The organism is Pseudomonas sp. A34-9, from assembly GCF_029543085.1.
In the GTDB taxonomy this organism is placed as follows: Bacteria; Pseudomonadota; Gammaproteobacteria; order Pseudomonadales; family Pseudomonadaceae; genus Aquipseudomonas.
In genome coordinates this window covers 2,732,175-2,752,525 of the sequence record NZ_CP119967.1, presented here as the reverse complement: position 1 = coordinate 2,752,525, position 20,351 = coordinate 2,732,175, and the positions used below count along the sequence as shown (strand labels likewise).

The following is a 20,351-nucleotide window of genomic DNA, read 5'->3' as shown; positions in this document are numbered from 1 at the left end:
GTGCGGGGGATTTTCAATTTTTGGACGTCACAGCAATTCGTTGATCCGGCCGGCTAACATCGTAAACATGCTGCTCGCAACCCTGCCCGACAAACTGAAACTCCACCAGGTAGACCTTGCTTCGTTCCGGCGTAAAAGTACTGTTCAGCGGCCCACAGCTATAAGTATTGCCAGTGCCCATGCCGTTGGAACGCCCTGACACCTCGAAGGGTTCGTCGGCATTGGCTTGCGTTTCCAGCTGAGGGAAGTGCTTGAACGTGGCGCTATTGGCCGCTTCGCTAACTTTGGCGATCCAGCCGAATACCTTGCCCCGCCCGGAATCCACCACAGTACCCAGCACTTCCATTCGTTGATCAGGATCTGCAGCACGGCGAACCGAGAACTCGACAGGGTATGTGTAGCCTGTCGATTTCATGATGACTTTGGCGTGTTGTGCATCTGGCGTTGCCGTTTTTTGCTGAAGTTGGACACCATCCTTTAAAAGAGGTACTTGAACGTCTCAATAACCAACGTCACCAGAACCCGCGGCGACGTGCTACCTGTATCGCGACACTTCTTATAACCCGCCCAGAAGGTTCTTGTATTTCTCACAAACCGAACTACTGGACAGGGTGGAATCGTCCACGTCATTCAAAACACAAGGCCAGGCTTTCGCAAAACTCAAAAAAACCTTCAAATACATTAACTTCGCGTGTTCAGTATGATCTAGATTAATCTCAATCATTGTCTGCGGAGTAGCCCCGAGAGCATCCTGCCATTCTTGCTGATCTTCGGCATCATAAAACTCATCAAGAATATCTCTTGAATGCAGGGCCAACCAAATATCTGAATCATACTCACCAACGCCACCGCGAGAAGGTTTTCCAGCACTCACGAACCCGCCATGTTCTAGGAGCACGGCTTTAAAATCGTCCGTGCTCAACTTTTCTGATGATATGATCATTGCCGACAATGACACAATTAAAGCCCTTCTTTTAGCTCTTTAAAAATGCGCTGCACATAATGTGAGATGGACTACACTACAATACAAAAATGGGAAAAAAAGGTGGCGGATTTAATTTCGGTTGGATTTGTGATCCTTTTCCGCGAAAAAACAAATCTGCCACCTTTAACTTCTCAGTTACTTGGACCAACTGGAAAAACCTGATCCCAGAGAATCGATGTGAGATATTCCTTGGCATCTGCCTCGTCATCTGCCGGATATACGACATAGTCATCGTTGTCTAGCAGCAAAACCCAGGATACAGAGTCATCTTGATAAAGAGATTCAAGTTCCCGCTCGATATTCGATCGCTGCTCCGGATCATCCAGCATACGCCTTAACAAACTTTGAGCTTCCGAGTCACTCAGCCCTACCTCTACCGAAAATACCGACCTCAAAATATTAACCACACGCAAGTAGTTCATAAGCAGTCACCTAGCTGGAAATATAGTAATGGTTTGCCATGTATTACTTGCTTTATCAAGTTCATAGGTTGCCTGAACGCTGCGCAAGTTCTGCACCAAATTCGGCGCACCGTGCATAGAAGGGGACAATTTACTTCCGCCAACGCGTTCAAATCCACGCCCGAGATCGACACCAAGATCACCTACGTCGGATGGCTTGATGGAGGAAAACGGGGACAGACTACGGTTTCAAAGTGTTTTCTAAACGTGGTCTGTCCCCATTTATTCACTCCTTTGATTACACTTCCAACATAGGCACCGCCTAATCCGCCCGTCAGGGTGACGCCAAACCCTTTGCCCTGGGTCGCCATGCCTACGACCGTTGCAATGAACGCATCGGAGTAGCTGAACGAGGGATCCCTAGGGACAGCCTCCCCTTTTCGCTTTGTCTTCAGAAGAGAAAAAAAACAAGCACATACAAAAACATCGCTACTCCCGCCAACACCGCGCGGTGCTTTGGATTATCTTCGGGAGCCATTCCTCCCGGTCCAATAGTGACCCAACCATCGCGCAAGTAATTGTAGACCGCTTGACCAAACCATATCTGCCCCAAGACCATCGCAAAGAAACGCTCCCGGTCCCCATTGAACCGTAAAACGCCAGCAACCAATGCGACCACCAATAATGTCAGGCCAATTGCGTGTTTGTAGCGTTTGAGTTCACTCAACATTCACTAGTCCTTAAAAAAGCCGAGCGTCTTGTCCGCGAGCTTGTCCCACGCACCGGTCATACCAATAGTATTCGATGCCTTGCTGGCTACCTCCTTCGATAAACCACTGGCGACAGCAAATTTTTCGAAACCGGCACTCAACCCGGCGCTAGTCAACGACTTATTGAAGTCCTCTGGCCCCTTTAAATAGCCTGATAACAATCCTACCAGCGTTGATCCGTTAGACAGCAGCGTGGCCGTCAAACCTGCCGCCGGGACTGACGCAGCGCCCATGAACCAGCCGGCATTGCTCAATGCGTCGATATTGGCGGCGCGTATCCACTGAAGGGTTGCTGCATCTCCAAAGTCGAGGTTCGCCCCCGCTGTAAGGCAATCGGTACTTGCACAAGAATAATAGCGCGGGGTGTAGGCGTTGCCGTCTATGACAATAGGTACTCTATACCCGCCTTTTTCATCCAATGGGTAACCTGTCAATGGATCTCTTTTACCCGATCCGTTAGGCGTCTTCGTCCAATCATGCTTGTCGTTCAAAGAGCCGAATCCTGTCTCGGCCGTCAGCGCCCAACTGTATGCACCAGTACTTTCTTTGATAAAGGCAATAATGTCTCTATCGGCAGGTGCAAAGTTCTGCAAATACATGCCGTTGCCCAAATCAATCCAGTTACCACCGGTATCGTAGATCCCGGAACTTGGCACGACAATGTCTGTTCCCCCAGTGATATTCGTGCCCTTGACGGAAGACAATCGCAGTTGTGCTTCAATTTGCTCAGCCGTGTATTTGCCACCACTGCGCGCGGCCAATTGAGCGGCAAGGTCCTTATCTTCTTTGTGTAGTTGACGGTTGAACTGCGTAGCAAACTTTGTGACCCAGGCGGCATTTGCCAATGTGTTAGCAGTGACATTCTCTTGAACCGAACCGGCCAGTACTCCAATGATTTGAGAACTCATCGTCAGGAGGTTCGGATCACCTTTGACCAGGTTATCCAGATAACCAATCAGTGCCTCATTTGCACCAGCGGCCAGCGCACCGGTTGCAAAATCACCTCCGGTGGCCTCGGCCAGGAGCCCCCCTACCATTGCGTGAATGACAACCTTGGTCGCAGATCCGTCATCGATTACATCCTTGGTGAGATCACCTACAAGGTTGAAGCTGACGGCCGCCAATGTATTGAACAACGCAGTTTTGAGTACATCGCTGACATTTGCATCGCCACCCAGTGCCTTGGTTATCAGTGCAGACGTACCGCCCTGCAATACTTGACTTCCTGCGAATTGCCCCACCCCCGTCCAGGTGGTCAATGGCGGAGATATCACTTTATTGGTAATCGGGTCGACTTTTATGCCTGTCAGGTCGTTTAAATAGGCGGAGGTCAACCCCGCAGTGAGACCGGAAATAACATATCCCTGAAGAGCGTCGGAAGAAGTAATGTCAGCAAATACGGCTCCAAGATCACCACCATTATTGATAAAGCTAACCGAGGCATTTGTCGCCGCACCGGAAGCAACGGCAGCAATACCTGCTGCCCAGGCAGTTCCCACTGTTCCGCTCAAGGCTCCGAGAACCGCCGGCCCAACCACTGCGGCCATGACGATCGCGATGATCATTTGCGAAGCCGGGCCCAAACCGGAGTTGTTGTATTTGAACGACTCGTGAATTTCCTTCACCAGCCGCCAGTCGACATCACCCCGCACTTCAGCGTCTTTCAACCACGCCAGTTGTGGATCGGCCTTGACCATTGTGTCGATGGTTTGACTAACGGATTGCTGGTTGACGTCCTTGATATCGATCTTCAGTCCTTCAACTGCTTTGATCGTTATTATCCCGCCTGCCGTCATATGGGTCTGACGCAGCGTTTCATCGGTATTACCCTTACCTTTCGATGACACCCATGCCGCGTTATTGTTGGTTTTCTCGTGGCTTTCCTGATGCAGGTCCTTCACACCTTCAAATGTAATGGAGCCACCGCTTTCCAGAATGATGTTCCTGCCACTTTCAAGTTCCGCCACCTGATACCGCTGGTCACCTTTGCTTTTCAGGGTCAGGTCACCTCCGGCTGTGATCTCGCTGCCGATATGAGTATTCTTTGTAACTTCGTCGCGCTTGGTTTGAAGCTTGCCGAAACTACCCTTTTTCTTTTTGTCATAGAGCGAATAGTCAGAGTCCTGCAATGCAAGTATTTCGAGTTCGTCGCCCGCCGCCAAATAGGCTTCGTCGCCTGCGGTAATCCGACTTGAAATCACGCTGAGGTCTTTGCCTGCGTCTAGCTTGACGTCGCCGCCCGCAGAAATTCCAGACATGACTTGGCTGACATGATCTTCCTGACGGGTAACTTTCTTGTTTTTGGAGAGTGAGTGTTCTTCATCCGCAGCCGACGTGATGACGATATCGCCGACCGCCTTCATCGTCACATCACGCTGGGCATCGATTTGACTGGCAATGACATTGATATCGCGTTTGACATCAGCTTTGAAATCGCCTCCAGCATCAATTTCAGCGCCTAATTGGGTCACATCGCTGCTGTTGTGCTTCGCGTCCTGGTAAACACTGTTGGATACTTGCACCGAGGATATATTCAAGTCTCGACCGGCATTCAGCGCCATGTCGCGACCACTTTGCATGACACCACCAAGAATGTTGATGTCCTGAGCAGCTTTAACGGTAAGGTCATTCGCGGCTTCGATTCTTGCAGCGTTTTCGGCATAGTCATGCATCTGGATGCCAAATCGGGTGGCATTGGCGGAAGTCGTTATCGTCCGGGTGTTGAGCACGTCCCCTTTGAGGGTAGTCAGGCTCACATCGCGACCTGTAATAATCCCGCCAGACTTGTTGACGATATCATTGGTCGCCAACAGATCCAGACGATTACCCGCCTCAATCAAACCGCTATTGACCAGATCCTTTCCAGCCGTCGCCAATAGGTTATTCGTCGCCTTCAACGTCCCGACGTTATCCAGGTTCTCCCCCGCAATCAGCGTCACATCATTACCGGCAATCAACGCCCCGGTCGGGCCCAAACGGCCGTTGGCCTGGGCCAGATAAACCACCGGCACCAACACCTTTTCGCCATTCACTTCGTGCTCTTCGAGCCACACGATGTCGTGGGTCAGCGCCGCGACTTGCTGCGAGGTGAGACCGACGCCGACCGACAGGTTGAGTGCGTCCTTGCTGGCGATGGCGTTGTTCATCAGGTACTTGAACATGCCCTCGTTGGAGGTCTGGCCGTCGAGGAAAGCCTGACCAGTGCGCGCAGTGACGGCTTGCTGAATCAGGCGCTGCTCGTAGAGACCGTCGCCCAGGCGCTTGGCGCTCTGGTCGGGGTCATAGCCGAGTTTTTCCAGCAGGTAGTCGGAGCTCATGAACGACTTGAGGTCGGTGAGTACCGGGTTGGTTTCAATCAGGTATTTGTGTGCGTTGGACGGAGCCTTGGTATCCGGCAGGCCTGTGACACGGGTAACCGGCCGGGTATCAATCGACTCCTTGGCGTCGTTGCCGCGATCTTTCATGCCCGGCCCGGCGGAATTCACTGGCACGTTGACGTCGACCTTACTGGCCACGGCCTGAACCACACTCGGCGTGCGATGGAAGGTGTCTACCGCACGCGTGCTGTCGGAGACTGCTGGCGGTGCATCAATAAAAAGATTGCGCGGACCGCCACTGCTGCCAGCCACGACGTGCTCTTCTGTGGTGACGTTTTGCCCGCCCACGGTCCAGGTTGGCGCCGGACCCGTGGCGCCCACGGGCGCACTATCGCTGGCACCCTGACCGCTCAAGCGGAACAGGCCGTTTTCACCAGTTGGCAGTGAGAAGCCTGGCAGGGACAGCGGATTGACTTGCTGCTGGGCGAGGTCCGGCGGCAGTTGGCTGTTGATACGGATGACGGTGGTGCCAGTATTGCCGACATTGGTGTTGCCGACCTTGTTTGAGCCTCCGGTGGAGCCGTAATCTTCGTGGATCACGCTGTTTTGCAAAGTCTTGGTGGCAGTGATCGAAACATTGCCACCGGCCTGGATGACCGCATTGCGACCCGCGACGGGACTGGTGCCGTCAGTGGCGACTTCCTTATCAGAGGTCAGCGTGAAGCCCTGCAGCCTGGTCGGCATTTCGAGCAGGTTATTGGGGTCGTATTGAGACTGCGGGCTGGTGTTGCCCCAGGCATAGCCGGACAGAGTAAGATCGCCGACAGACTTGTTCGTCACCGAGTCCTTGATCACAACCACTCGTGTCAGTCCACCGTCGTGACCGGGTTCCCGGCCCGTTGCCGATGTAACGACACCCTGGGCAAAATTCCCCGTTCCATCAATGTAATAGACGTTCGGAAAGTCAGGGTTATTGCGCTGGTTGTACGCCACCACCTCAGGCATGAAAACATTGAAAGAACCCGAGTCGATCGCACCGGTACGGAAGATTCGGGTGCGCTCGATGCTGCCGCTGACCGCACCGACGTTCCTCATGTTGTTGGCATTGATAGTGATGTTGCCGGAGGCGCTGAGCGTACTTTTGCTGTTGAGGAATTCACCGCCGTTGAAAATGAAATCGCTACCGGCCGTCAGCAACGATGAAGCCGTGGTGTCATTGTCCTGGCCACCTTCGAAAACTTCGTGGGCGATCAGGTTGACGTCGTAGGTGCCACCCGAACAATCGCCGCATTGAACGCCGATAAAACCGGAGACCAGTTTACGGTTCAAAGCGAAGCTCTGCGTCCCATCGTCCCCCGAGGTACGGTTGGCGAAGTTGGCGGCGTCAATCTTGAAGGTCTTGCCGCTCTCCATCGAACCTGACAGGTTCGACACCTGACTGGCCTGTGCGGTCCCGTAACCCTTGATCGTCACATTCCCCAGCCCGTAGAAATCACCGTTCTGGTTGGTCAGGTTGCCTACGCTGAGCGTCATGTCGTTGCCGCTGAAAATCAGCCCGCGATCATTGAGTAATGAAGGCGTGTTGATGTTTAGGTTCTGCGCCGCACCCAGGGTGCCGTAGTTGGCGAGGCTGCCGGCGTTGACGGTCAGGTCTTCGCTGGAGGTGATGCGTCCGGCATTGATGAGCTGACCGCCGACACTGATGGTCGAGGTCGCACCCGCCGCAAAGCTTCCAGCGGCACCGAGGTTCATCTGTGCGGCAGAGAGGTAAGTCCCACTCTGACTCGACAGCCGGCCATTGCCGCTGTAGGCCCCGCTCAACTGCATATCGATCAAGCCGTCACTGGCGATCAAACCGTCGTTGATCCAGTTCGCGCCGCGCACCTGCAACAGATCCGAAGCGAGCAACTTGCCGTTAGCGGCCTGACTGAACTGCCGAACATTGACGTTCAGACGTCCGGCCTGGATGACACTGCTGTTATTCCAGGTATCGGCATTGAGTTCCAGCAATCCGCCGGTGGTGATGCTGCCGCCGGCACCCATCACGTTCGCCGTGGAGATATCGAACCTGCCACGACCAACGTGGTTGAGTTGCCCGCCGTTATTGAGGAAGCTGCCAACGTTGACGGTCATGTCGGTGTTGGCGGTTTCCAGAACGCCGTTGCGGTTGTCGAGTTGCCCGCCGATCTGGAATTCGGTCTTGCCAGAGTTGCCCAGCGAACGCAGGCGGCCATTCTGGTTATTGACGCTGGCCGCTCTGACGCTCAGTTGCGTGTTGCTTTCAATGACACCCGCGCCGTTGCTCAGCGCGCCGCTGAGACCGAAGTCGATGCGCTCCGCTGCAATCTGCCCGGCGCCGTTATCCAGACCATTGCCGCTGACGCTCACCAGGCCTTTTGCATAGAGCACACCGTTGCGGTTATCGAAACCTGCCGTGGTGGTGACTGCATCGGCCGCTTGCGCGGAGATTCGCCCGCCGTTGTTGTCCAGCCCGGCCAATGCCGACAGCTTCAGGCCCTGTGCCTGAATGATGCCGCCCTGACGATTGTTGTTGAGATCAAAGCCATTGCGCAGCACACCGACGGTGCGCGCTTCGAGCGCGCCCTTGATGCTGGACAGAATCCCGCCACGGTTATCGATGTTGGCAGCACTGATGCTCACATCGCCGTTCTGGGCGATGACTTTACCGCTCTGGTTGTCGAGATCGCCGGTGACATTCAGGGTCAGGCCGGTTTCGCTTTGCAGCGCGCCTTTGCCGTTATTCAGACTCGCAGCCTTGAGTTGCAGAGCTGCGTTCTGGCTATAGATCAAACCGTCAGCGTTATTACGCACTGCGCCGCTGGCGGTGATCTGCAACAGATCTCTGGCAGCGATGGTGCCCTTGTTGCTGTTATCCAGCGACCCGGTCAGCAGTTCCAGAGCGTTCTGACTGGCGAGTTGGCCATTCTGGTTGCTCAGATCAGTTACGCCCTGGATCAGCACTGGACCCGCGCCGGCCAGTCGGCCGCCGTTGTTGTTGAGATCGCCGCTGAGATTAAGGGTGATCGCGTCGTTACTGGCGATCTGGCCGCCACTATTGTCCAGTCGCGAAACCGTGGCGCTGATCGCCTGCTGCGCATTGATCGCGCCGCCAACGTTGATCAGCGCCATGCTGACCAGATCCAGCGCCGCATCGCTGGCGATCAGCCCGCCCTGATTGTTATTGAGCGCCCCGTTCAATGTCAGGCTCTGCCCTGCGCCACTGCTTAGAATGCCTTTGTTGCTGTTATCGAGGCTGCCGGCCTTGACCACCAGGCTGCCCTCGGCAACCAGCGCACCGGCACTGCTGTTGAGCAACGCGCCTTTGAGATCGACCGAAACATCACCGAACTTGCTGGAGAGCGTGCCGCCGTCGCGGTTGTCCAGACTGTCGCCGCTGACACTCAACCCCTGCCAACCAGACAACAAGCCCTTTTGGCTGGTCAGTGCGGTGCCGCGCAGCAACAGTTTTTCGCCGCTGATCAATTTGCCAGCGCTGTTGTTCACAGCCCGGGCGATGACGTCGAAACTCAGGTTGCTGGAGATTTCACCGCGCTGGTTGTTCAGGTCGCGCAGACGCTTGAGAGTCAACGGACCTTTGGCGGTGAGCAGACCGTTCTGATTGTCGAGGTCGCCGTTGGCCAGGTCCAGCGTGACGGCTTTGTCGCCCAACAGGCGCCCACCGTTCTGGGTCAACGAGGTCAAGACAAGATTGATGTCGCCGGCAGCGGAGACTTCGCCGCCATTGCTGGAGTCCAGGCCGGTGGCGGTCAGCGTCAGGCTGCCTTTGCTATTGATCAAACCATTGTCGCGGTTGTTCAGCGCCATCGCATTGAGTGTGATCGCGCTGACGCCCAACAACGTGCCGCTCTGGTTGTTCAGGTCGGCGCTGGTGATGTTCAACGCTTGTGCAGCACTGATCAACCCGCCGGCATCGTTGCGCAGCAGGCCCTCGACCGTCAGTTCAAGGTCGCCTCGGCTGACCAGATTGCCGCCGCTGCTGTTCAGGCTGGCCGCCCGCACATCGATCGACGCCGCGCCGATCAGGCCTTTGACGTTATTCAGCGCATTAGCGATGCGCAGGATCAGCCCCTGATTGCTCAGCAGTTTGCCGTTGCTGTTGTCCAGGTTTTCAGCACTCAGGGTGAACGCTTCGGTGCTGGAAATCGTGCCGCCCTGGTTGTTGACGCCATTGAGTTGCTTGAGTAACAGAGTGCCAGGCGCACTGATCACACCGTTGATGTTGTTCAGTTGGCCGTGGTTCAGGTCCAGGCTCAGGCGCGTGTTGCTGAACAGCTTGCCGCCCTGTTGATCGAAGCCTGTGACCGAAGCCGTCAACGCCCCCTGACTACCGATACTGCCTGCGTTGCTATTGGTGACCTGAGCGGCGACGAGGTTGAGGGTATCGGCGCTACTCAACGAACCGCTGCTGTTGTCGAAGGCCCCGGTCGTGACCGTGACCGCGCCTTTGCCGCTGAGGGTGCCCTTCTGGCGATTATCCAGACCGGTGCTGTTGAGCACGAGCGCGCCATCGGTGACGATCCGGCCTCCTTGGTTATCGACGTTGCCAGTACTGTCCAGGGTCAGGTCCGCCGCACTGGACAGGCTGCCCTCGGTGTTGCTCAGTTGCGCGGTGCTGACGGTCAGCCCCCCTTCGCTGCTGACTTTGCCCAGACGGTTGGCGAAGTCGCCAGTGAGGCTCAGGCCCATGTCCTGTTGGCTGAGCAATTCGCCACCGCTGTTATCCAGCGAACGTCCCTGCAGCTTCAACAGCGTGCCCGCGTCGATCATGCCTTTGTTACGGTTGAGCAATTGATCGACCGTCAGGGTCAGGACCTTGCCAGTGAAAACCTGGCCGCCATCGCTGTTATCGAGTTTTTTACCGGTAATCAGCAGCTCGCTATTGGAGGTGATTTCACCGCCACGGTTGTCCAGCTCATCGACCGTCAGGGTCATGGCTTTGGTCGAGCCGAGCAAACCGCCCTGACGGTTGTCGAGGGTGTCGGCGTTCAGTTTGAGCACACCGGTGGCGATCAGTTGACCGTCCTGGTTATTCAGGCTTTTGACCTGAACGCTGGCATCAGACTTGCCGGCGATGCTGCCCTGCTGGTTAACCAGCGCATCGGCGGTCAGCGTCATTTCACCGTCGGCGACAAGTGTGCCGAGCTGGTTGTTCAGGGTCTTGTCAGTGGTCAACGTGAGGAGCCCACGGCTGCTGATCAAGCCATCCTGGTTATCGAGGCTGGCGGAATGGCTGCCCAGCGTTGCGGCAGAGATAACGCCTTTGACGTTGTTCAACGCTTGGGCAATGCGCAGGGTCAGCCCCTGTTGACTGATCAATTTGCCGCTGCTGTTGTCCAGATCGTTGGCGGCGAGCGTAAACGCTTGCTGGCTGGAGATCTCGCCGTTCTTGTTGCTCACACCGTTGAGGTTTTTCAGCAGCAACGTGCCAGGCGCGTTGATCAAACCGTTCTGGTTGTTCAATTGTCCGTTGTTCAGGTCAAGGGTCAGATCGGACTTGCTGAACAGTTCACCGCCCTGCTGATCCAGCCCGCGCACCGAAGCGGTAAGGGCCTGCTGACTGGCAATCCGCCCGGTGGCGTTATTGACCTGCGCCGCGTCGAGTTCCAGCGTCGCGCCACTGATCAGCCGACCGCCCTGGCTGTTGTCGACATCGCCGGTGGTGATACGTGTTGCACCCGCCCCCGAGATCAGGCCTTTGCGGCTGTTATCCAGCGTGCCGCTTTTGAGGGTCAATGTGCTGTCGGTGCTGATCGAACCGGCCTGATTGAGCAGTGCTCCGGCGCTGATGATCCGCAGGATACCGGCGCTGCCCAGCGTACCGGCACTGTTGTCGATCCGGCCGACAGTGGCCGTCAGCGTGCCTTCGCTGCTGATGTTGCCTTGAGCGTTGATCAAGGCATCGTCGAGGGTGATCACCAGACCATTGAGGCTGTCGAAGCGTCCGCCACTGTTATCCAGGCTGCTGCCGGTCAGCGTCGTTGTGCCCTTGGCACTGATCAGGCCTTTGCTCAGGTTGATCAGCTTCGCCACACTGAGGCCAAGAGCGGTGCCGGCCAGCAGCTTTCCGCCGTCGCTGTTGTCCAGGCGCTGGCCCTTGATGTTGAGCAGCAGATTGCTGGAGATTTCGCCGCTGCGGTTGTCGATCTCGTCAACCGCCAGTGTCAGCGCTTTTGTGGTGCCTACCAGGCCGCCGTTGCGATTGTCGAGGCTCTTGCCGGTCAGGCTCAGATTGCCTTGAGCGACCAGCGCACCACCCTGTTGTTGTAGCAGACCGATGGTGGCCATCAGGTCGCCCTGACTGGAAATGCGCCCTGCGGTGTTTTGCACTTCGCCGGCCTCAATGCTGACTGGACCGACCGCACTGACCAGCCCGCCGCTGTTGTCCAGACGCGTGCCGGTATAGGCGACACCGGCCTTGCCGCTGACCTGGCCCTTGTCGCGGTTATCCAGTCGATCGACCTTGAGCGTCAGTTGCTGATCAGCCTGAATCACACCGGCACGGTTGTCCGCCGTGTCGCTGCGCAGCGCCAGCGTGGTTTTGCCTATAACTTTACCGTCGCGGTTGTCGAGGCTGCCGGTTTGCGCGTCGATGGTGCCCTTGGCGGTGATCTCGCCCTTGTTGCGGTTGTCGAGCACACCGCGCACACGGACGGTCATGCTGCCGTCGCTGACCAGCACACCGCCATCGCGGTTATCCAGGCTGGCAGCTTGCAGGTTCACCGACTGGCCGGAGCCGAGCACTCCGTCACGGTTGTCCAGCGCACCACGCAGATCGATATTCAACCCCAGGTCGCCAAGGATCTGACCGCTGCGGTTATTCACTCCATCGGCGCTGAGTTGGATGACAGCGTTGCTGGAAAGCTCACCATTGCTGTTGTCCAGCAGGCCGAAACTGCCGGTCAGGTTACCCGCGCTGTGGATCAGACCTTGAGTATTCAGCGCCTGATTGGCGGTCACGCTCAGCGTAGCGTTGCCAAGCACATGCCCCGCGTTGCGATTGTCCAGAGAACCGGCACTGACCGCTGTGCTCTGAGCGCTCAGCGTGCCGCCCTGATTGTTCAGGGTTTGCGCGGTGCTGACCGTCAGATTGCGGCTGGCGGTGAGCGTTTTGCCGGTGTTGTCAAGATTCTGTGCGGTGAGGCTCAGATCGCCGCTGGCATTGCGGCTGCCGTCGGCGTTAACGCCGGCGTCGATGGCGCCGGCGTTGGTCAATTGGCCGCCAGTGCTGAGATTGATGCTGTCGCGGGCCGCGAGAGTCTGGCGGTTGGTCAGGTTGCCTTGGGTTTGCACGTTAACGCTGGTGCCGGCGTAAACCGGACCGCGTGCGTCGAGGCTGGCAGCCTTGAGGTTGACCGCGCCGGTGGCCGAGGTGTCGGCCAGACTCAGTTGGCCGTTGGCGTCGAGCTGAATATCACCGCCACTGGCAATCAATTTGCCGTCGAGTTTCACCCCGACCCCGGCTTCGGTGCCGACCAGTTTGATCGCCCCGGCGTACATGCCGCCCAGTGCCGAGGAGTCGATGGCCAGTTGCGGTTTGGCGCTGCCGTCCTCTGCCCGCGCAGTGGCGTTGAGATTGTCGGCATTGACATCGTTGCGGCCGGCGACGATCGTTAAATTCTGTGCCTGAATCTGTGCGTTGATTTTCGCGCTGCGGGTGATGATTTCAAAGCGGTCGACATTGGTCGCGTTAAGGCCCGCCCCTTCGATGGCCACAGAACCCTGATCCACTTGAAAGCGATCCAGCCGACCGTTGTCGAGCACCGGTTTACCAGTGGTCAAGGTCACCCGTGGCGAGTTGATGAAACCGCAACCGTTGCAGGTAATGCCATACGGGTTGGCGACAATCACCCGCGCCGACTGCCCCGCCACTTCGGTGTAGCCGCGCAACTGGCTCGGGTTACCGCTGATGACTTCGTTGAGAATTGCTTGCGCCGAACCGCTGTTCTTCAGGTTCGGGTTGTCAATGATGTGCCCGCCCAGCTGGGTGAGATTATTCTGCGTCGAGCCGTTGTTGAGGATCAGCCCTTGCGCGCCGACGTTGTAGTCGTGGAACTGGTTATGCGACAGGCCGCTGGCATTTGGCGTGGCAATGTTGATGATCGGCACGCCATTGCCGGCGCGGTCCAGTGAGGTGTTGGGGTTGGCTACGACAATGCCGTCAGCCTGCGCCCACATCGGTTGCCAGAACATGACGTTCGCCAGCAGAAACGCCAACCCACGCTTGGGCATGCCCAAAAAGCGCTCGCGCTCTTTCACGACCGCAGAAGGTTGGAGCGCAAGAAAGGCGTACTGACGAACGTCCATGTCGATGATCTCGAAGAGTTGTTTTTAGATGAAGAAATCCAGGCGGAAATAGATCGGTGCTTCACGCTCGGTCAGCGCGTCCGGCCGTTCCAGGGAATGGGCAAACGTCACGCTGGCGGCCACGTGCTGACCACGGGCGAACAGCTCCAGCGAGTTGCTCGACATGCGCCCGTGCTGATCCCCGTTGTACTGATTGTTCTGGATCACGCCTTGGTCGTAACCGAGGCTGGTGCCGTATTCGGCGAACACCGGCTGCAGCCACTCGACAGTCACCGGACGGCTCCAGCGCAGGTCGTTGCGCCAGTAACCGCCGCTGTCGCCGGACAGCGACTGGTCCTTGTAACCACGGATCGACGATGAGCCGCCGAGGCTGGTGCGTTGCGGGCTGAACAGCACGTCTTCACTGCGCTGACCGGTCATCAAACTGCTGAAGCTGAACGACTCGCCCCACACCTTGAACGGTTGCAGATAGCTCAGGGTCGCGGTGTATTTGCGGTAGCGGGCATCCGGTTCACCCGGGCCTGGGTCGTGGCTGCCCTGCGCGTCGAACGCGCCGATTCCTTCTTGCATGCCCGCGTCAAAGTTGACGAAGGCACTGCCGACACGCCGACCGTGGTTGAAGCCGAACTGCGCTTCGCTGATGCGGTTGCTGCTCAGCTTGAGTTTGCTGTCTTCGATGAAGTTATTGGTGCGCAGGTACGACAGGCCAGCGCTGAGCGAGGTCTTGCTGACGGCGTCGCGATGGATCACCCGCTCGGCGCGAACCTGATGGTTTTCGCTGTCGCCGGTCTGTTTGAAGTTGTAGCCATTGGCGGCGATTTGCGAGCGGTACTCACTCTGGCTGTAGGTGTAGGTGAAATTCCACCAGCCCCACGGCAGGTTGTAATTGAGCATGGCGTTGTTGGAGGTGTGCTGGTGGTCGGTCATCGCATCGTGACCACCGCGCAGGCTCAACTGATCGGCCAGGCCGAGCGGGCTGTCCCAATCGAACGTGGTGCCCCACTGCTGCTCGCCGGTGCTGCGCTGGCCGTCGTTACTGCGCGACAAACCGGCGCGCCATGGTTTCTGCGGGCTATTGGTGACCAGCACGTTGCTGCCACCGACGTTCTGCCCTGGCGCCAACTCCATCTTCGCTTGATTGGAAGGCAGGCGATTGAGCTGATCGACCATCTGTTCGATCTCACGCAGATTAACCAGCTCACCCGCCTTACCGGGAAAAGCCATGGCCAGTTCGCGTTCCGAAAGCTTGCTGTTCTCGGCCCCTTTCAGGCCTTCGAGCTTGCCTTCGACCACCAACACTTTCAGGTGCCCGCCAGACAGATCCTGTTGTGGCAAGTAGGCACGGCTGGTGACCAGACCTTTCTCGATGTAGTAATCGGTGATGACTTTGAGCAGCTCGTTGAGCTGCGGTACACCGAGGCATTCGCCGATGTAGGGTTTGAGCAGGCGAGTCTTGTCGCGCTCGGAAAGACTGTCCGCACCTTTGAGTTCGATGTCTTTGATCGGGAAACACCGAGTATCGGTGGGGGCTGCCGGTTGTGCAGGCTTGGCGTCTTTACCGGGCAGGTCCTTGAGTTCTTCGAGGCGCCGCTGCTGCTCTTCGAGCAGGCGATTCTGGCGGTCACGAATAAGGTCGGTGTCACCGGGTGTGGGGGCCGCAAGGACAAGCTGGAGTGGAGACAGGCACAGCAACGCTACGCACAACCTCGCCACGAGGGCGGGTGAGGACATGTTCGATCCCTCGAGACGAAAGTGACATCAAAATAGTGGCGCGATATTAGATGGCCATCATTTTGACGTCAAACAATCGTTTCGACCGTTTGTCGGGTTTGTATCAGGGATTGAACAAACGGGGCCGTTGCAGCCCCGCAGTGCTTCTGACTGGCTCAGCCGCGGACACGGCGCTCATCAAATGCATAATCTTCCTGGCAATCAGCCGTAGGACCTTTCTCCACATTGACGTAATGCACCGTATCGGCATCTTTAAACGTGTAGGTGTAAACATCAGGCACAGCCACGCCATTGGTTCTCAGCACATTCTTGCCATTGGCAGCTGCCCAAGTGCCATGTTCGGTCTGCAATTGCTGTGTCTGTCTGGCGTCTCGGAAAAAGGTGATGGAGAACGTACCGTCGGCGTTGAACTGGTTTTTCCAGGACATGAACTGGCATTTGCCATTTTCGTCGCGCAGACCTTTCCATGAACCGACCAGCGATGGGTCATTGACCGGCTTATTAGTGGCGCAGCCAGACAATGTGGCGGCCAGAACGATAAGTGCCAGAGAGAGATTCCGTTTCACAGGGTGTTTCCTTTTTTTCGATAAATTCAGTGCGTTGTGCATGCCGATTCAACTTTTTACGAGCGTGCGCTGCCGAGGCTGAGTAACGTCATAAACATGCTGTTCGCAATGCTCACCGCTGAACTGGAACTCCACCTGATAGACCTTGCCACGCTCGGGATTGAACACCGTTGTCAGCGGTCCACAGGTATAAATACCCGCTGTCACCCGGCTGTTCGAATACCCCGAAACCTCAAAAGGCTTGCCCGCATCCGCTTGTGCCTCCAATTGCGGGAAGCGCTTGACCGTTGCGCTGTTGGCCACTTCATTAAGCTTGGCGATCCAGCCGAACACTTGGCCCCGGCCTGAATCGACGACGGTGCCGAGCACTTCCATCCGGCGGTCAGTGTCATCCGCACGCCTGATGGAGAACTCCACCGGATTGGTACCACCGGTGGCTTTCATGATGACTTTGGCGTGCTGGTCATCCGTAGCCACGGTCTTTTGGCCCAACTGGACACCGTCTTTGAGCAGGCTCGGGGAGGAATCCCGAACATTGGAATGGCAGCCCGCCAGCATCAGAATCACAGCCAGAGGCACAAGTGCGCGTTTACTCACGGAGGAGGTTTCTCTATTGAGGACAGGAATTGAGCAGCGACATCAAAACAGTGGCGCGATATTAGATGGCCATCATTTTGACGTCAAACCTATGTTGTCGCCGTTCATCAGTGCTCAACAGCCAATCGGGTTGCGACGTCCTGAGGCGCCAGCACACGCCCATCGGCCGCCATCAATTGCAGTTTGCGAATCGGTTGCCGATCTTGCGCATCGACCATCACCGAACCCGGCTCACCCGGCGCGTACATGAACTCACCACCCCACTGTGACAGCGCGACAATCACGGTTTGCAAGGCTTTGCCGCGCTCAGTCAGCACGTACTCCTTATAAGCGCCGCCATCGGCCGCTGGCAGCGCTTGCAGAATGCCCTGCTCCACCAGCCCCTTGAGGCGCGCGCTGAGCATGTTTTTGGCGATATCCAGACTCTTCTGAAAATCATTGAAACGGCGAATCCCGTCCAGCGCGTCGCGAATGATCAGCAATGACCACCAGTCACCAATCAGGTCCAGCGTGCGGGCGACCGGGCAGGCATTGCCCTGCAGACTTTTGCGTTTCACGTAAACGTACTCCCTCGATTCAGTCGGCGGCCGGGCGGCTTTGAGTTGCATCATACAACTCTGGCGCGGTTCCACGACCGGGCCGACGCAAAACCAGCACCTGCATACAAGTAGCCGGATCGTTTTGCGCTGATAGTGAATGCCGCCATTTCGGCATCGAACCCTGAAGCAGGAGTTTCCATGAGCACCTTCACCACGCAAGATGGCACCGAGATTTACTACAAGGATTGGGGCAGCGGTAAACCCGTGCTGTTCAGCCACGGCTGGCCGCTGGATGCCGACATGTGGGAATACCAGATGGAATACCTGAGCAGCCGTGGCTATCGCACCATCGCGTTTGATCGCCGTGGCTTCGGTCGTTCCGACCAGCCGTGGACTGGTTATGACTACGACACCTTCGCCGATGACATCGCGCAACTGATCAATCACCTGGACCTGCGCGACGTGACGCTGGTGGGCTTCTCCATGGGCGGCGGCGACGTCAGCCGCTACATCGCCCGGCATGGCAGCGAGCGCGTTGCAGGGCTGGTGTTGCTGGGCGCGGTGACGCCGCTGTTCGGCAAGAAAGCCGATTTCCCGCAAGGCGTCGACACCTCGGTGTTCGACGGCATCAAGGCCGGCCTGCTGCAGGATCGTGCGCAGTTCATCGCCGACTTCGCCGCGCCGTTCTACGGCACCAATCAGGGCCAAAAGGTCTCCGAGGGTGTGCTCACGCAAACGTTGAACATCGCCCTGCTGGCTTCGCTCAAAGGCACCGTGGATTGCGTCACCGCGTTCTCCGAAACCGACTTCCGCCCGGACATGGCCAAGATTGATGTACCAACCCTGGTGATCCATGGCGACGGCGATCAGATCGTGCCGTTCGAAACCACCGGCAAACAGGCGGCTGCACAAATCAAAGGCGCCGAGTTGAAGGTGTACGCCGGGGCGCCGCATGGTTTTGCGGTGACCCATGCGCAGGCGTTGAATGAGGATTTGCTGGCGTTTCTCAAACGCTGAAAATTCAGCATTGAAAAGTCCGTCAGCCGCCGTTTGACGGACTTTTTTGTTACCCTCAGTCCCAGCCAGGTTTGTCCCGGCCGGGCTGTCCATCATTGCCGAACACTGCGGCGCCATCATTCGCTTGAATGTTTACCGATGAAAGCAACCCGCGCGGACGTACGTGACGGTTGCCATCCAAACGCGCCCGGACAATTATCACGTCGTTTTGACATTTTTTTCCCAGTTCACTTAGTAGGGTGCGTTATACGGATAACAGGAACCCGCTCATGCCCCCTTCCGACCTCAACGCAATGGACGAAGACATCACTGTTCAAGCCGCCGATTGGTGCATGCGTCTGCACGATGGCGATTGTCCGCCGGCTGTACGCCAGGACTTCCAGCGCTGGATACAACTCGACCCGCGCCACGCTTTCGAATACGCCAAAATGCTCGAGATCTGGGATCTCAGCGGCCAATTGCCGGATGAACCCGAGACGGCGAAAAAACTCCTCACCGGTCCTGGGGCAGCGCCTGACAGCAAGCGTGAAATTTAGCCGCCAGGTTTGCCCCTCCCTTCCCGCGCCCAGAGCTGCAGCCCGCATTTTTAAAGGCTTTCGCCGCTCTGCATCAGAATTTTATCTTCACATCCCAGCTTAATAATATTTTACCGATACCCCCCCTCTCCCTAGTCTGACCTCAAGCCAAACGGACAAGCCAACAGCGGCCCGAATCCCACTGCCTTGCTAGGAAGGATGTAGAGATGACCCCTGAAATAATAAAAACAGACACGCTGATCGTGGGTGCCGGCCAAGCGGGCGTGGCCATGAGCGAGCACCTGAGCAAACTCGGTGTGCCGCACCTCGTGCTGGAGCGCAATCGTATTGCCGAACGCTGGCGCACCGGACGCTGGGACTCGCTGGTTGCCAACGGCCCGGCGTGGCACGACCGCTTCCCTGGCCTGGAATTCGATGACGTCGATCCCGACGGTTTCGCCCCGAAAGAACGCGTGGCTGACTATTTCGAAGCCTATGCGAAGAAATTCAATGCGCCGATCCGTACCGGCGTTGACGTGAAAAGCGTGGTGCGCAATGTCGGTCGCCCGGGTTTCACCGTCGAGACCTCCGAAGGTGTGATCGAGGCCAACCGCGTGGTCGCCGCGACTGGCCCGTTCCAGAAACCGGTGATCCCGGCGATTGCTCCGCAAGACGAACGTCTGCTGCAAATCCACTCCGCCGACTACCGTAACCCGCAGCAATTGCCGGCTGGCGCAGTGCTGGTCGTCGGTGCCGGTTCTTCCGGCGTGCAGATCGCCGATGAACTGCAACGCTCCGGCAAGCAGGTTTACCTGTCCGTCGGCGCCCACGACCGCCCGCCTCGCGCTTACCGCAACCGGGATTTCTGCTGGTGGCTGGGCGTGCTCGGCGAATGGGATCAGGCAGCGATGAAACCGGGGCGCGAGCACGTGACCATCGCAGTCAGCGGCGCCCATGGCGGTCGCACCATCGATTTCCGTGGTCTGGCCCATCGCGGCATGACCCTGGTCGGCGTCACCGAGTCGTTCAATGACGGCGTGGTGACCTTCAAGCAGGATCTGCTCGGCAACCTCACGCGTGGCGACGAAAACTATCTGGCGCTGCTGGATGCTGCAGACGCCTACATCGAGCGCAACGGCCTCGATCTGCCGGAAGAACCGGAGGCGCGCGAAACTTATCCGGACCCTGAGTGCGTGAAAAATCCGTTGGTCGATCTGGATCTGGCCAAGGCTGGCGTCACCTCGATCATCTGGGCCACCGGGTTCGCCGTGGATTATTCGTGGTTGCAGGTCGCGGCGTTCGACGACAAGGGCAAGCCTGTGCATCAGCGTGGTGTGTCGAGCGAACCGGGGGTGTATTTCCTCGGCCTGCCATGGCAGTCGCGCCGTGGCTCGTCGTTTATCTGGGGTGTGTGGCACGACGCCAAGCATGTTGCCGATCACATCGCCACCCAGCGCAAGTATCTGGACTACCGCGATGCCGAGCAGCGTGAAGCCGCACTGCATTCGAGCAGCCACAACAAAGCCGCCGATACCGTCGACGCTTGATTGCCTTTTTTTCGCTCCGG

General features: G+C 57.3%; 11 protein-coding genes and 1 pseudogene. 3 read left to right on the top strand and 9 right to left on the bottom strand.

Going from position 1 to position 20,351, the window contains the following annotated elements; genetic code table 11:
* Nucleotides 1–13: 13 nt before the first annotated feature.
* The 9 genes and pseudogenes from P3G59_RS12395 to P3G59_RS12355 form a co-directional block, all read right to left on the bottom strand.
* Nucleotides 14–484, bottom strand: a pseudogene (locus P3G59_RS12395) (hypothetical protein); the annotation flags it as partial.
* Nucleotides 485–556: 72 nt separating this feature from the next.
* Entirely contained in the window at nucleotides 557–874 is a 318-nt protein-coding gene (locus P3G59_RS12390; RefSeq protein WP_277761769.1) for a hypothetical protein, read from the bottom strand.
* A 242-nt stretch (nucleotides 875–1,116) separates the two neighbouring features.
* Nucleotides 1,117–1,407, bottom strand: coding sequence for a hypothetical protein (locus P3G59_RS12385; protein ID WP_277761768.1), 291 nt, complete (start codon nucleotides 1,405–1,407; stop codon nucleotides 1,117–1,119).
* A 430-nt stretch (nucleotides 1,408–1,837) separates the two neighbouring features.
* Nucleotides 1,838–2,116 carry a hypothetical protein gene (locus P3G59_RS12380; protein WP_277761767.1) on the bottom strand — a complete coding sequence of 93 codons (279 nt, stop codon included), beginning with the start codon at nucleotides 2,114–2,116 and terminating at the stop codon, nucleotides 1,838–1,840.
* A 3-nt stretch (nucleotides 2,117–2,119) separates the two neighbouring features.
* Nucleotides 2,120–13,819, bottom strand: a complete 11,700-nt coding sequence (locus P3G59_RS12375; RefSeq protein WP_277761766.1) for a filamentous hemagglutinin N-terminal domain-containing protein — start codon at nucleotides 13,817–13,819, stop codon at nucleotides 2,120–2,122.
* 24 nt (nucleotides 13,820–13,843) lie between these two features.
* Nucleotides 13,844–15,550, bottom strand: a complete 1,707-nt coding sequence (locus P3G59_RS12370; protein WP_277761765.1) for a ShlB/FhaC/HecB family hemolysin secretion/activation protein — start codon at nucleotides 15,548–15,550, stop codon at nucleotides 13,844–13,846.
* Between the two features lie 155 nt (nucleotides 15,551–15,705).
* Complete coding sequence (locus P3G59_RS12365) at nucleotides 15,706–16,116, bottom strand: hypothetical protein (protein WP_277762140.1); 411 nt, start codon at nucleotides 16,114–16,116, stop codon at nucleotides 15,706–15,708.
* A gap of 48 nt (nucleotides 16,117–16,164) precedes the next feature.
* On the bottom strand, nucleotides 16,165–16,713 hold the full coding sequence (locus P3G59_RS12360; protein WP_277761764.1) for a hypothetical protein: 549 nt from the start codon (nucleotides 16,711–16,713) through the stop codon (nucleotides 16,165–16,167).
* Nucleotides 16,714–16,820: 107 nt separating this feature from the next.
* Nucleotides 16,821–17,270, bottom strand: coding sequence for a helix-turn-helix domain-containing protein (locus P3G59_RS12355; RefSeq protein ID WP_277761763.1), 450 nt, complete (start codon nucleotides 17,268–17,270; stop codon nucleotides 16,821–16,823).
* A 180-nt stretch (nucleotides 17,271–17,450) separates the two neighbouring features.
* Here P3G59_RS12355 and P3G59_RS12350 point away from each other — a divergent pair, with 180 nt between their 5' ends.
* From P3G59_RS12350 to P3G59_RS12340, 3 genes are all read left to right on the top strand, one after another.
* Nucleotides 17,451–18,269 carry an alpha/beta hydrolase gene (locus P3G59_RS12350; protein ID WP_277761762.1) on the top strand — a complete coding sequence of 273 codons (819 nt, stop codon included), beginning with the start codon at nucleotides 17,451–17,453 and terminating at the stop codon, nucleotides 18,267–18,269.
* A gap of 269 nt (nucleotides 18,270–18,538) precedes the next feature.
* Nucleotides 18,539–18,805 carry a DUF4880 domain-containing protein gene (locus tag P3G59_RS12345; protein WP_277761761.1) on the top strand — a complete coding sequence of 89 codons (267 nt, stop codon included), beginning with the start codon at nucleotides 18,539–18,541 and terminating at the stop codon, nucleotides 18,803–18,805.
* Nucleotides 18,806–19,011: 206 nt separating this feature from the next.
* Nucleotides 19,012–20,331 (top strand): NAD(P)/FAD-dependent oxidoreductase, encoded by a 1,320-nt coding sequence (locus P3G59_RS12340; RefSeq protein ID WP_277761760.1) that lies wholly within the window; start codon nucleotides 19,012–19,014, stop codon nucleotides 20,329–20,331.
* Nucleotides 20,332–20,351 lie beyond the last annotated feature (20 nt).